The sequence below is a fragment of the Xanthomonas sp. WHRI 7064 genome (assembly GCF_040202355.2).
In the GTDB taxonomy this organism is placed as follows: domain Bacteria; phylum Pseudomonadota; class Gammaproteobacteria; order Xanthomonadales; family Xanthomonadaceae; genus Xanthomonas; species Xanthomonas arboricola.
Map to the genome: position 1 here is coordinate 4,449,507 of NZ_CP167821.1, position 12,399 is coordinate 4,461,905.

12 protein-coding genes and 1 tRNA gene are annotated in these 12,399 nt (G+C 66.7%); 3 read left to right on the plus strand and 10 right to left on the minus strand.

Annotated features, from left to right (window positions below; translation table 11 throughout):
- Positions 1–284 precede the first annotated feature (284 nt).
- Positions 285–962: a dTMP kinase gene (tmk, locus tag ABQY74_RS18965; RefSeq protein ID WP_016904521.1), complete on the plus strand. Its 678-nt coding sequence runs from the start codon at positions 285–287 to the stop codon at positions 960–962.
- A 180-nt stretch (positions 963–1,142) separates the two neighbouring features.
- On the opposite strand, the gene ABQY74_RS18970 is transcribed toward tmk, so the two are convergent.
- The 4 genes from ABQY74_RS18970 to birA all read right to left on the minus strand — a co-directional run bounded on the left by ABQY74_RS18970 (position 1,143) and on the right by birA (position 4,036).
- Positions 1,143–1,218: transfer RNA gene (locus tag ABQY74_RS18970), tRNA-Thr, on the minus strand.
- A 32-nt stretch (positions 1,219–1,250) separates the two neighbouring features.
- Entirely contained in the window at positions 1,251–2,144 is an 894-nt protein-coding gene (locus ABQY74_RS18975; RefSeq protein ID WP_349794063.1) for an SPOR domain-containing protein, read from the minus strand.
- 153 nt (positions 2,145–2,297) lie between these two features.
- Positions 2,298–3,026, minus strand: coding sequence for a type III pantothenate kinase (locus tag ABQY74_RS18980; protein ID WP_047127559.1), 729 nt, complete (start codon positions 3,024–3,026; stop codon positions 2,298–2,300).
- Positions 3,023–4,036 (minus strand): bifunctional biotin--[acetyl-CoA-carboxylase] ligase/biotin operon repressor BirA, encoded by a 1,014-nt coding sequence (gene birA / locus ABQY74_RS18985; RefSeq protein ID WP_349794061.1) that lies wholly within the window; start codon positions 4,034–4,036, stop codon positions 3,023–3,025. Before birA ends, ABQY74_RS18980 begins: the two co-directional genes overlap by 4 nt.
- A gap of 40 nt (positions 4,037–4,076) precedes the next feature.
- Between birA and ABQY74_RS18990 the strand changes: the two genes are divergently transcribed.
- Both ABQY74_RS18990 and ABQY74_RS18995 read left to right on the plus strand, forming a co-directional pair.
- A complete protein-coding gene (locus ABQY74_RS18990; RefSeq protein ID WP_016902777.1) occupies positions 4,077–4,391 on the plus strand; it encodes a hypothetical protein in 315 nt (104 codons plus the stop codon).
- Between the two features lie 8 nt (positions 4,392–4,399).
- On the plus strand, positions 4,400–5,155 hold the full coding sequence (locus ABQY74_RS18995) for a M90 family metallopeptidase (RefSeq protein ID WP_349794059.1): 756 nt from the start codon (positions 4,400–4,402) through the stop codon (positions 5,153–5,155).
- 147 nt (positions 5,156–5,302) lie between these two features.
- Here the strand turns inward: ABQY74_RS18995 and ABQY74_RS19000 are convergent, their stop codons facing one another.
- The 6 genes from ABQY74_RS19000 to dusA form a co-directional block, all read right to left on the minus strand.
- Positions 5,303–6,490, minus strand: coding sequence for a DUF1501 domain-containing protein (locus tag ABQY74_RS19000; protein ID WP_349780568.1), 1,188 nt, complete (start codon positions 6,488–6,490; stop codon positions 5,303–5,305).
- A gap of 84 nt (positions 6,491–6,574) precedes the next feature.
- Entirely contained in the window at positions 6,575–8,056 is a 1,482-nt protein-coding gene (locus ABQY74_RS19005; protein ID WP_372470105.1) for a DUF1800 domain-containing protein, read from the minus strand.
- A gap of 231 nt (positions 8,057–8,287) precedes the next feature.
- Complete coding sequence (locus tag ABQY74_RS19010; RefSeq protein WP_024939071.1) at positions 8,288–9,658, minus strand: ATP-binding protein; 1,371 nt, start codon at positions 9,656–9,658, stop codon at positions 8,288–8,290.
- Positions 9,659–9,732: 74 nt separating this feature from the next.
- On the minus strand, positions 9,733–10,416 hold the full coding sequence (locus tag ABQY74_RS19015; RefSeq protein ID WP_002808458.1) for a response regulator transcription factor: 684 nt from the start codon (positions 10,414–10,416) through the stop codon (positions 9,733–9,735).
- 71 nt (positions 10,417–10,487) lie between these two features.
- Positions 10,488–10,877, minus strand: coding sequence for a hypothetical protein (locus tag ABQY74_RS19020; RefSeq protein ID WP_172641750.1), 390 nt, complete (start codon positions 10,875–10,877; stop codon positions 10,488–10,490).
- A 247-nt stretch (positions 10,878–11,124) separates the two neighbouring features.
- Positions 11,125–12,129: a tRNA dihydrouridine(20/20a) synthase DusA gene (gene dusA, locus ABQY74_RS19025; protein ID WP_349794055.1), complete on the minus strand. Its 1,005-nt coding sequence runs from the start codon at positions 12,127–12,129 to the stop codon at positions 11,125–11,127.
- Positions 12,130–12,399 lie beyond the last annotated feature (270 nt).

Genomic DNA, 12,399 nt, shown 5'->3' on the forward strand with positions numbered 1-12,399 from the left:
GGACGTTCCCGACATCGCACAGGACATACCGGTCATACGGCGTAAGCAATAGCGCAGCCGGTCGCGCCTGCAACCGGCGATCGTGATGCGATTGTCGTGCGCGCCCGGCACTGCGTTGCACAGACTCTCGTCAAGCTATCTCGCACAGGCATCGACGCGCGGCAGCGGCGGTGCCATCGGTGACGCGCAGCGGAGACCCGATACGCCGGGATCGGCAACTGCAGGGCGGCTTCCACGCCGATGCCAGGTGCTGATCCAGCACCACGATCGGATAAAGTAGCGCGATGACAATCGAACTGAAGCCCGGCGGTCTGCTGATCGCGATCGAAGGCATCGACGGCGCCGGCAAGACCACCCTCGCCCGCAGCCTGGCCACCACGCTGGAAGCGGCCGGCGCGCGCGTGGTGCTGAGCAAGGAGCCGACCAACGGCCCCTGGGGCACCCAGCTGCGCCAATCCGCCGCCACCGGCCGCCTCAGCGCCGACGAAGAAGCCGAGCTGCTGATCCGCGACCGCCACGAACACGTGGACACCCTGATCGCGCCGGCGCTGGCACGCGGCGACATCGTGATCCTGGACCGCTATTTCCCCTCGATGGTCGCCTACCAGGGCGCCGCCGGCCTGCCGCTGGACGATCTGCTGGAGCGCAACGCCTTCGCGCCGCGCCCGGACGTGTTGCTGCTGCTCGACCTGCCCCCACCCACCGGCCTGGCGCGTATCCGCGCCCGCGGCGATGCACCCAATCACTTCGAAACCCAGGACAACCTGGAACGCTGCCGCAGCATCTTTGCGCAGCTGCAGTTGCCGGGGAAGCACGTCGTGGACGCCAGCGCCGATGCGGACAGCGTGCTCCGCCAGGCCCATGCCATCGTCGTTGCCGCTCTGGCCGAACGCCTGCGCGTCGACGCCACCGATGCCGACCAGGCCACGCTGGAACTGCTGTCGGCCGGTCGCCCGGCCTGAGTCGCTGCGCGTCCTGCGCGCAGGCAACAGCGACTGGCGCGCTGTGATTGGCGGGCTGCGGGAAGATAGCTGTTTTCGGCTCGATCAAATCGAGCAAGACGCGTCCCGGAGACGCTGACCCAATAACGCAGTCAGCCCCGAGCTACATGGACATTTCGGGATAGGACGAGAGAACCTTCATGGTGCCGGCACCCGGATTCGAACTGGGGACCTACCGCTTACAAGGCGGTTGCTCTACCAACTGAGCTATGCCGGCAAAGGCAGGCGCATTGCGCGCCGGTGCGCATTCTAGCGCAGCGCGGCGCAATCTAGCGACCGCTGACGCGCCGCACTGGCGGTGCCTTGCAATGTGCCGATCGCGGCCGTGCTGCGCACATCGATCCACCAGCGCGATTGCCCGGTGCCGCTGGGCAGCAACTGCGCCGGAAACCCCGCACGGACCAGGCTGGCCTGACGGCGCTCGGCACGCTCGCGACTCTGGTACTGCCCCAGCGCGATGCTGTTGTCCTCACCCTGGGCAATCACGTAATAGTCGCCCATGCCGGCGGCGGCGATGCGCTTGACCAAGGCCTGCGCAGCCGCACGATCGCCGACATTGGGCAGCATCACCCGGAACGTACTGACCCCGGCGTCCTTGTCCTCGCGCACGCGGGTGCGCGTGGCCTGGCCACGCAGGCGTGCCAGCGCAGCATCGGCATCGGCGCGCGCCGCATACGGCCCCAGGCTGGCGCAGCGTTCCGGCGCAGCGGCGGGAGCAGGTACCGCTGGCGATGGCTTGATCGCCGCTGCCGCAACCTCGTTCGGTGTTGGAGCGACCTTGGATGGTGGTGGAACCTGTGCCGACGTCTGCGACGTTGCGGCCACCTTTGCGGCGGCCGCAGCAGTCGAAGAAGACGCTGCCGTGGGTGCCGTCGATGTCTCAGTCGATGCCGATGTCGGTGCAGGTGCAGGTGCAGGTGCAGGTGCATCCGATGGTGCTATGCCCGCAGCTGCCGGGACCATGCCTGCCTCGCTCGCCTCGCCTGGCGCTGCTGCCGCAGTGCTCGGCAGCACTTCCAGGCGCGCCACACCGGCCGGCTGCGGCGGTGCCGTCACCGCTGCCGGTGCCGGCTGCAATGCCCACCACAAGGCCACACCGGCATTGAGGACGATCAGGACGACGATGAGTGCGCGGACATACATGCGATGGATTCTAAGCGCGGGCAGTCACAACCGGCGAGCGCTGGCCGGCTTGCTGCCCACGCCAGGCGGTAGGCGCAGTGTACGAGCGCGGCCGACCGATCCCGTCTGCCGGCCGCGCCCGCCGCGTGGCCCTGCGATCACGTGGCTCGCCGTTCAAGACGCCGACGCAGACCTTGCCCAGGTCGCCAGCCCATCCAGCACCAGCGCGGCGCGGAAGCTGGCATCGGGCAACAACGGCAGCAGCGGCGGCGCGCCGCCCCCGTGCACCAGCAGCCGCACCGGCACGCCCAGACTGCGTTGCGCGTGCTGCAGGCTGCGCTCGATCAGCGCCACCGCCGCGCCATCGCAGCCGGAGGTCAGAGCGTCGTCGGTGTCGTCGGCCAGCTCGACATAGGTCCCGCCACTGGCCGGCAACTGCACCGCGCGCGCATGCAGCGCCTCGCGCATGGTGGTCGGCGAGGCGGCGATGCGGCCGCCGTGGTGCTGCCCGTCAGCGCCGAGTACATCGATGGTCAGCGCGGTGCCCACGCCGGCCACCAGCACCGGTGCGTCGCCGCGTGCGCCCAGCAGCGCCAGGAAGCGATCGACCCCAAAGCGGCCCGGGTCTGCGTAGGCGATGCGGATGCCGGCGCATTCGGCCGCAGTCCGCACGATGCGCACCTGTTCGAAACGCTCGCGCAGGCAGCCGAGCATGCGCTGCGTCAACGCCGGCGCAGCCACGCTGGCCACATGCGCGATGCGTCCGGTGGGCAAGGCCGACAACGCGGCCGCGTCCATCGCCTCGGCACCGTGCGGCCAGGCCTGCACATCGCCGGCGCGGTCGCCCTGCAGCGGTGCGTACTTGAACCGCGAATTTCCCAGGTCGAACAACCACTCGCTCATGCAGGTCTCACGCTCACTTCTCCGGAGTGGAACAGCCGCACCGTCTCGCCCAATTGCACCCGCAATGCGCCGTCGGCCGCCAGGCCAAGCGCAATGCCGTGATGCCGGGTGCCGGCTTCCTCGACCTGCACCGCGCGGCCGCTCAGGACGTCCAGGTCCGCATAGCGGCCCAGAAACGGGGCCAGCCCCTGCGCCTCGAACAGCTCCAACGCCGGCAGCAGCGCCGACAACACTGCGGCCACCACGGTATCGCGCGACACCGCGTGGCCGGCCAGCGTATCCAGATCCACCCACGGTTGGTCGATCGCAGCGGCCGCTGCCGCCGGCATATGCACGTTCAAACCCAGCCCGATCACCGCGCGCGCGTTGCCGGCCATTTCGCCGCCGCCTTCGATCAGCAGGCCGCCCAGCTTGCGCTCGCGCGCCAGCAGATCGTTGGGCCACTTCAACCCGACATCGGCAAAGCCGCAAGCACGCAGGGCCTCGGCCACCGCCACACCCACGGCCAGGCTGAGCCCGGCCAGCTGGCCCAGTCCGCCGCTGAAACGGCGCGAGGCCGACAGATAGATATGCGCACCCAGTGGCGAGGTCCATTGACGTCCACGCCGGCCGCGCCCGCCGGTCTGCCGCTCGGCCAGCAGCACCGCCACGCCCTGCGCCGGCGCCGGGCGCGCCAGCAAGCTGGTATTGGTGGATTCCAGCGTCCAGGCGACCTCCAGCGCCGCCAGGCCTGCCAGCGCATCGGCCACCATCGCCGCACGAATGCGCGCGTCGTCCAGCAGGTCCAGCGGCGCCGCCAGGCGGTAGCCGTCCCCGGCCCGCCCTTCGATCTCGACCCCGGCCGCGCGCAGATTCTGGATCCGCTTCCACACCGCCGCACGGGTCAACCCGGCATCGCGCGCCAACGCATCGCCGGATAGCCAGCCGCTCGCAAGTTTGGCCAGCAAGGCGCGGTCATCCACGGCAAGTCCCCAAATCGATCCGTGAAAGTATGCGCCAAGCGTCCGCACCCGCCCAGCCTGGCTTGCGTGAGGGAGTGAAAAGCACGTTATGATCGGCGACTCACGCCGCTTGCCCTGGATGTGGACGATGCGCCGAATCACGGTTTGCCTGCTCCTGTTGTTGGCTCCGCTTGCCGCGCTGGCATCGGACCAGCTGGCCGATGGCGATCATGAGAGCTGCGTCAGCAGCAACTCGGCGGCACGCGGCAGAACCCCCAACGGCGAGCCGGCAACCCCGGCACGTGCTCCCGCGCACAAGCCCGCGCCGGCCACCGGCGGCGGTGGCAGTGACGGCGACGGACTGTTCCCCCGCATGCGCACGATGCCGCGCTGGCATAGCTTCCTGCCGGGCATGTTCCGCTGATCCAGTGGTTGTTGCGCCGGCTGCGCCGGCCGCCGGCCGATATTCCTGATGCCTTATGGCTGCCGGTCAGCCGCCGCTGCGCCTGGGTCGCTGCGCTCGATCTGCCCCGCCAGCACCGTCTGCGTGCACTGACCGCGCAGCTCCTGCGGCAAAAAACCATTTCCCCGCTCGATGGGCTGCAGCTGCAACCGCACGATCACGTTCTGCTGGCTGCCATGTGTTGCCTGCCGCTGCTGAACATCGGCGCGGCCGGCTGGCGTGGCTGGTCGCAGCTGATCGTCTACCCGGACGCATTCCGCGTGCAACGCACGCATGTGGATGCGGCAGGGGTGATGCATGCCTGGGACGACACCCTGATTGGCGAGGCCTGGGAACAAGGCCCGCTGATCGTCAGCTGGGCCGACGTACAGGCCGACCTGGACGACCCGCAGGCCGGCTTCAACGTGATCGTGCATGAGATGGCGCACAAGCTCGATGCACTCGATGGCGCGCTCGACGGCACCCCGCCGCTGCCGCGCGCTGCGCAGCGTGCCTGGGCACGCGATTTCCAGCGCGCCTTCGATACGCTCTGCCAACGCGTCGATGCGGGCGAAGACACCGAGATCGACCCGTATGCCGCCGAGGCACCGGAAGAATTCTTCGCGGTCGTAAGCGAATACCACTTCTCCGCGCCACAGCTGCTGGCGCGCGTCATGCCGGATGTCGCTGCACAGCTGACGCGTTTCTATGGGCCTTCGCCGTTTGCGTCGTCAACGCAGCGCTGATGGTGGGGCAACATGCCTGCATGCGTTGGGACTGTCGTCATGCAACGCTGTCGCGCGCATCAATCGCAGGCGTTTCAGGCAACTGACCACACCAATGCGCGATGCCGCGTGCGGCCACACGCGGGACGGATCGACATCGCCACGCACTCACACCAACCCAAGATCGCGCGGCCTGGCACCGGGAAACACCCGTTCCAGCTGCGCAGGCGACAATCCCCACAACCGGCTCAATACACCGCCGAACAGGCTGCGGTAATTGGTGAGCACCGGATAATCGCGGTTCTGCAGCAGCTGCGCCTGCGCAACTTCTACCTGCTCGCCGGCGATCCGGCCGCCGCGCACGCCGCCACCCAGCACCCAATAGGTGGTGCCGTGTCCGTGATCGGTGCCCTTGCTGCCGTTCTCGCGGAAGGTGCGGCCGAACTCGGACAGCACCACCACCACGGTGTCCTTCCATGCCGGTCCCAGGGCGTCGGCGTACGCCGCCAGCCCTTCGCCCAGATTGCGCAGATTGTTCGCCAGGCCACCTTCGACACTGCCCTGATTGGCGTGCGTGTCCCAACCACCGACATCGACAAAGCCCAGCCGATAACGCTCGCGCATCAGGCTTGCCATGCGCCGGGTTTCGTCGGCGAAGGTGCGCGCACTGGCGGCGCCGCGACCGGCCTGCTCCATCTCTTCGCGCAGCTGCGCGGTGACCTGCTGACGCAGTGCCAGTCCCTCGCGCGCAGCGGCCGCCAGCGGGGTTGCGTCGTACATTTGCGACAGGATCTGTGCCTGACGCGCATCCAGACCGCCCTTGCCGATGCCCCGCAACGACACGTTGGGCAAGTCGCCGCCGCCCTGGAAGGTCAGCGGCAAGGAATCGGTGAAGGCAATCGCCGGCACTCCGCTGAGCACACCCGACAGGCGCGCCATGAAGCCGGAACGATAATCGCGGCGCTGCCGGCCGGCCTGACCGGATTCGATATCGTCCTGGGTTTCGAAGTGACTGCGCGACAGATCGTCGGTACCGGCAAACGGCACGAACGCCAGCTGCTGGCGTTGCCATAGCGGCAGCAGCGCATCGCGCATCACCGGGTTGAGACCCCATTGCGTATCCAGTGCAACGGCACTGTTCGGGTTGGCCGCATCCGGCCGCGCAATCGCCAGGGTCGGACGCGCCTGATAATAAAAATCGCTGGCATGCGGCACCAGCAGATTATTGCTGTCGTAGCCGCCGCGCAGAAATACCACCAGCATGCGCGCGCTGTCGCGTGGCGCAGCAAACAGGCGACCGCTCCAGGGCAGACTTGCCGCCGCTGCAGAGGCAAGCAGAAATTGACGTCGTTGCATGGCGCGCTCCTGTGGCGGTGATCGCTAATCGAAGGCTGAAACAGCGGGTTTGAATCGGCAACCGTCGAATCGGCGAGCCTCGAATCAGCGATAGTTGAAGTCAGGCGATGACAGCAGGAATCCATTCCATTCCGCAGGCGAACGCGCCTGCCCCAAGGCATCGCGCGTGCCGCTGGAAAGCGACGGTGCCACCCAGCGATACGATGGGCGCGTGTCGATCTGCGTCAGCGCCGGCAGTGGCGTGTCGTTATCGCCATCCAAGCGGAACAATTGCTTGGGCCCGCTGCCCAGCGAACGTGCCACCTCGAAGCGTCGCGCCAGTTGCCCGGAGCTGGTCCACGCCTGCGATTGCAGCGACCAGCCATCCGGGGTGATGCGCCCGAACAGCGGCTCGCCGAGTTGCTGCAGCCAGCTCGCCATCGGCGCGGCATTGACCACCGGCTGGCCCTCGTACGCCAGCCGCATGGCCGAAACCACGAACCGATTCGGATCCTTGAACTTGCGTGGTTGCGCCTGCGCAAATTCCGGCGCGTCCAGCATGGCCTGCATCACCTTGGCGATATCGCCATCGCTGCGTTGAAACGTGTTCGCCATGCGCTCGACCAGCGCGGCCGGCGGCTTGTCGCTGACAAAGTACTCGGCCAAACGCTGCGAAATGAAATGCGCGCATGCCGGCTGCCGCACCAACAGCTGCACCGCGCGCTCGATCTCATCCAGGCCGCCCGCGGCGATGCGCTGGCCCAGCAAGCTCTTGTCGCCGGGTTGATGGCGTGCGGGATTGAATTCGAACAGCCCCTTGCGCACCACCTGCGGTTGCCCCGGCACGGCAGTCGGCAAGGGCGGAGCGCCCTCGGCCTTGACCGGCACCAGGCCGGCACCGGTGAGTATCAGCGCCAGTTGCTGCACATCCTGCTGGCTGTAACCGCCATGCACGCCCAGCGTGTGCAGTTCCATCAGTTCGCGCGCGTAATTTTCGTTGACCTTGCCCTTGGCGTTCTTGGCGTTGTCCAGATATTCCAGCATCGCCGGGCTTTCCAGCGTCGCCATCACCAGGTCGGCGAACTTGCCGGTGGCATGCGGGCGGATCGCGTTTTCCATGTAGTCGGCCGCCATCCATTTCACCCGCCCCTTGTCGGCGTACACGCTGAAATGATTGAGCCAGAACCACACCAGCTGCTCGCGCGTCTGCTCCGGCGCATACACCGCACGCAACAGCTGCGCCTGGCGCGCCTGGGTCAGCATCTGCCCACCACGCGCTTGCCATGCCTTGCGCAACGCGGTCTTTTCCTCGCCATCGGGCATGTCTTGCAGGTGGATCTTGTCGGCCTCGTACTGCGTGAGCAATGTCAGCAAAGGCGTGTGCAGCGCATCGAAGTGCTGCAGCTGTGCACGGACCGGCGCTGGCAACGCCGCATCGTCGCTGGCCTGCAACAGCGACCTGCCGTAGCGCTTGGGGCCGAGCCGCTGCAGTTGCGCTGCGCTGTCGGCATCCACGCCGTAGGTCGCACGCTGCAGCCAGCGCGTCTGCGCCGGCGTCAGTGCTGAATTGGCAGCACTGCACGACATCGCCAAAGCGCAGCCCGCCAACAGCCATGCCAGCTGCCATCGGTAATGGCGGGGCGCGCCTGCTGGACGTGCGCTCAGCCAGCGCGTCTGTGCATTGCGCTCGAACATGCAGCTCTCCATCGCAACGGCCTGAAACGGGCCCAGTATGGTCAAGCCAACGCGCGGGGCGTTAAACGGTTGTCGGAGTGCGCTGCAGCGTTGACCACGGGTTCATTCCGCGCCCCACACCGGTCACAGTCCCGGCGGCAGGGTCACATCGAAGCGGGCGCCGCCCAGTTCCTGCGAGCGCACCACCTGCAGCTCGCCGCGGTAAGCCTTGATCAGATCCTGCACGATCGACATGCCGATGCCGTGGCCTTGCACGCGCTCGTCGCCACGCACGCCACGCTGCAGGATCTTGGCCACGTCTTCCGGCGCAATGCCGGGGCCGTCGTCTTCCACCGACAGGATCAATCCGGCACGACGGCTGCCGGTGGTGGGGCCGGGCTGCGCGGTCAGCAGCACGCGGCTGCGCGCCCACTTGAAGCCGTTTTCCAGCAGGTTGCCCAGCAGTTCCTGCAGATCGCCCGGCTCGCCATGAAAGCGCGCGTCGGGCGAAATATCGAACTCGCACAACACACCCTTGACCGAATAGACCTTCTCCAGCCCGCGCACGATCTCCTCGGCGGTCGACTCGATCGGCAGCGGTGCGGCAAACAGCTTGTGCCCGCTGGAGGCCGCGCGTGCGAGCTGGTAGGACACCAGATCGTTCATGCGGCGCAACTGCACATCCATTTCCTCGTGCAGGTCGCGCTCGGACTGGCCGCTATCGAGCTGGGTGCGCAACACCGCGATCGGCGTCTTGAGGCTGTGTGCAAGATCGGCCAGCGTGTTGCGCTGGCGGTCCAGATTGTCGCGCTCGCTCTCGATGAAGGCGTTGATGCTTTCGGTCAGCGGCTCCAGTTCGCGCGGATGCTGCTCGCTCATGCGCTGGATCTCGCCGCGCTGCACCTTGGTCAACTCGTTGATGACCCGCCGCAGCGGGCGCAGGCTCCACTGCAGGATGAAGGCCTGCAGCACCAGCAGCACCACACCGGCACTGCCGAGGTAGAACCACACCGCTCCACGGAACACGCGCAGCTGCGCGCCCATCGAGCGCGCATCTTCCATCACGTAGATGGTGTACGGAATCTCGCCGCCGTGTTCGCGCTCGACGTAACTCACGCCCAGGCCGTAGCGGTACAACTGGCCCACGCTGCCGTCGATCTGGGTCATCTCCAGCGGGCCGATGAATTCTTCCTGGCGCGGCTCGAGCATGCGCCCGTGCGGAATGTTCGGGCCTTCGGCCGACATCGAGGTCCAGCTTTCGTCCGGACGCACGACTTCCACATAGAGCCCGCCGCCGGGCACATCGAAACGCGGATCCGGCGGCTGGCCGCCGATGTACAACGAGCCGTCGCGGACGAAATCGATATTGGCGGCGTACGCAGAGGCGTAGTTCTTCAGCCGCTCGCGCAGGTTCTTTTCGGCGGTGTCGGCGAACGCCACATCCAGCGCGTAACCCGCCAGCGCCAGGAAGGCCACCAGACTGAGGCTGGCGGCCAGCAGCTGGCGGGCCTGCAGGGAGCGCGGCCGCCAGCGTCTATACCACTTAGAGCGGCCCGGCACCTGATCTTCCTGTTTGCCGACGCGCGGACTCAGCCTTCGGTACGCGGAATGGCGAAACGGTAGCCGCGACCGCGTACGGTCTCGATCGGCTTGAGTTCACCATCGGGATCGAGCTTCTTGCGCAGGCGGCCGATGAACACTTCCAGCACATTCGAATCGCGATCGAAATCCTGCTGGTAGATGTGCTCGGTCAGATCGGCCTTGGAGACCAGTTCGCCGGCATGCATCATCAAGTACTCCAGCACCTTGTACTCGTAACTGGTCAGGTCCACGTTGGCGCCATTGACGCTAACCGTCTGCGCGGCCAGATCCAGGGCGACCGGGCCGCATTCCAGCGTCGGCTTGCTCCAGCCCGCCGCGCGCCGCAGCAGCGCATTGACGCGCGCCAGCAGCTCTTCGACATGGAACGGCTTGACCAGGTAGTCGTCGGCGCCCTGCTTGAGGCCTTCGACCTTGTCCTGCCAGCTCGAACGCGCGGTCAGGATCAGCACCGGGAATTTCTTGCCTTCGTCGCGCAGCGCCTTGATCAGCTCCATGCCCGACATCTTGGGCAGGCCGAGGTCGATGATGCCGACATCGAACGGGACTTCGCGGCCCATGTACAGGCCTTCTTCGCCGTCTTGTGCAGCGTCGACAGCAAAGCCCTCACGCTTCAGGCGCGCGGCAAGGGTCTCGCGCAGCGGAGCTTCGTCTTCGACCAAAAGGATACGCATGCACTCTCCCTAGTTACGTTGTCGGCCGGTGGCCGGGGAATTTATAAGACTGAACGCAGAACTATCTACGTTTAGTGGTTATCGTCGCGTGGTGGCGCGTCCGGCGGCGCCTGGCTGCGCGGCGGCGCGGCCTGCATCTGCTCGGACTCGTACACGGTGTGCACGCGGCCGTCCTTCATGTACTTGACGCGGTTGAGATTGCCGCCGTCGAACGGCACGCGTTCGGCGCTGAGGATCTGTCCACCAGTGGACCGCTGCACCTGCCGGATGGTGTCCGAAAGCGTGCGCCCGTTGCCGCGCGCGGAGGGCGGCAATGGATCGCGTCCCGCGTGCGACATCGGATATCCCTGACCCCACGCCGACGGCGCTGCCATGGCTAGCCCGAGGGCGACCAGGACGATATAGCGAGCGCGGCAGGACGGCTGGGTCACAATGAATCCTAGCGGGTTGTTCAGGAACATTCAAAATTCGTGAAACCGGCCACCGGTGACAGCATGGTCGAGCCCGAGAATAGAGCCAAATTCTTGATTTTTCGGGGTGAATCCCATCTGAACTTTTTAGCTTTGTGTTAACGCTGTTCAGTGAAATGAATCCCTGGACGCCTGGAAAGGCACTTTTCTGGATCTCACACCCATGCCCGGCAGTTGGCATCCCGGTCAGATGCAGACAGCGGAAATGCCTGTTCAGGTATGCAAGCGGCAGGCCAGTTTAGGCCACCACGCGCCAGCCCTGGGTGTCGGTGCGCTGCAAGGCCTGCTCGACCAGCTCCCAGCCGGCACCTGGCCGGTGTGCGCCCTCGCTCAGGACCTGCCGGAACGCGCGTCCGCCCGGCTGGCCATGGAACAGCCCCAATACGTGCCGGGTCATGTGCTTCAGCGCCAGGCCTTGCTCCAGTTGGGACTCGACGTAGGGCCGCAAGGCGCGCAGCAACTGGTCGCGCGGCTGTTCCGCACGCTGAGTCAGGGCCGCATCCAGGCGATGCAGTACGTAGGGGTCGTGGTAGGCGGCGCGGCCGAGCATGACGCCGTCGGTCTGGTGCAGATGCTCCATTGCGGTCTCCACCGCCGCAATGCCGCCATTGAGCACCACCGGCAGCGCGGGGCGCTCCTGCTTGAGGCGATACGCCCAGTCGTAACGCAGCGGCGGCACTTCGCGGTTTTCCTTGGGCGACAGGCCCTTGAGCCACGCGTTGCGGGCATGCACCACCACCATGGCGGCACCGGCTGCGACCACCTGATCGACGAAGCTAGCGAACACGGCATAGTCGTCATCATCGTCCACGCCGAGGCGGCATTTGACCGTAATCGGCAGCGTGGTCGCCGCACACATGGCGGCAACACAGTCGGCCACCAGGCCCGGCTCGCGCATCAGGCAGGCACCGAAGCGCCCGGCCTGCACGCGGTCAGACGGGCAGCCGCAATTGAGGTTGATCTCGTCGTAGCCCCACTCCTGCGCGATCGCTGCGGCCTGCGCAAGCAGTGCCGGCTCGCTACCGCCCAGTTGCAGCGCCAGCGGGTGTTCGACCGGATCGAAGCCGATCAGCCGCGTGCGATCGCCATGGATCACCGCATTGGCGTGCACCATCTCGGTGTACAGACGTGCCGAGGGTGCCAGCAGGCGATGGAAGACCCGGCAATGGCGGTCGGTCCAATCCATCATCGGGGCGACGGACAGGCGCAGGGAGGCGGCGTAGCGATCGGCGGAAGCGGTCATCGACATGTGGCCGCAGCGGGCAGCCATCGGAATGCGGAGCAGGATCAACAGCTTACACGTGTGTCGATGAATCTGCCGCAGCGCGGCATGGCGTCCTGCGACGCCGACCTGCCGGAGCCCGCTGGTCGATGGCCGATTCACTGCGCCAGGTGGTCGACCCGTACGGGCTAGCTAAGTTCGGCATGACGCGCGTTGATGAAACCCGCTGGTAACGCGCTTCGGCGTCCAGCTTCGCGGCTACTCTGCCATCCGAAGAAACGAAAAATCGCG

What these genes read in the sequence shown, in the direction of transcription:
- dusA (WP_349794055.1), bottom strand. Translation starts at nt 12,129, where the DNA reads ATGACCGCTTCCGCCGATCGCTACGCCGCCTCCCTGCGCCTGTCCGTC.
- ABQY74_RS19000 (WP_349780568.1), bottom strand. Translation starts at nt 6,490, where the DNA reads ATGCAACGACGTCAATTTCTGCTTGCCTCTGCAGCGGCGGCAAGTCTG.
- ABQY74_RS19005 (WP_372470105.1), bottom strand. Translation starts at nt 8,056, where the DNA reads ATGTCGTGCAGTGCTGCCAATTCAGCACTGACGCCGGCGCAGACGCGC.
- ABQY74_RS18975 (WP_349794063.1), bottom strand. Translation starts at nt 2,144, where the DNA reads ATGTATGTCCGCGCACTCATCGTCGTCCTGATCGTCCTCAATGCCGGT.
- ABQY74_RS19015 (WP_002808458.1), bottom strand. Translation starts at nt 10,416, where the DNA reads ATGCGTATCCTTTTGGTCGAAGACGAAGCTCCGCTGCGCGAGACCCTT.
- ABQY74_RS19020 (WP_172641750.1), bottom strand. Translation starts at nt 10,877, where the DNA reads ATGTTCCTGAACAACCCGCTAGGATTCATTGTGACCCAGCCGTCCTGC.
- tmk (WP_016904521.1), top strand. Translation starts at nt 285, where the DNA reads ATGACAATCGAACTGAAGCCCGGCGGTCTGCTGATCGCGATCGAAGGC.
- ABQY74_RS18980 (WP_047127559.1), bottom strand. Translation starts at nt 3,026, where the DNA reads ATGAGCGAGTGGTTGTTCGACCTGGGAAATTCGCGGTTCAAGTACGCA.
- ABQY74_RS18990 (WP_016902777.1), top strand. Translation starts at nt 4,077, where the DNA reads ATGATCGGCGACTCACGCCGCTTGCCCTGGATGTGGACGATGCGCCGA.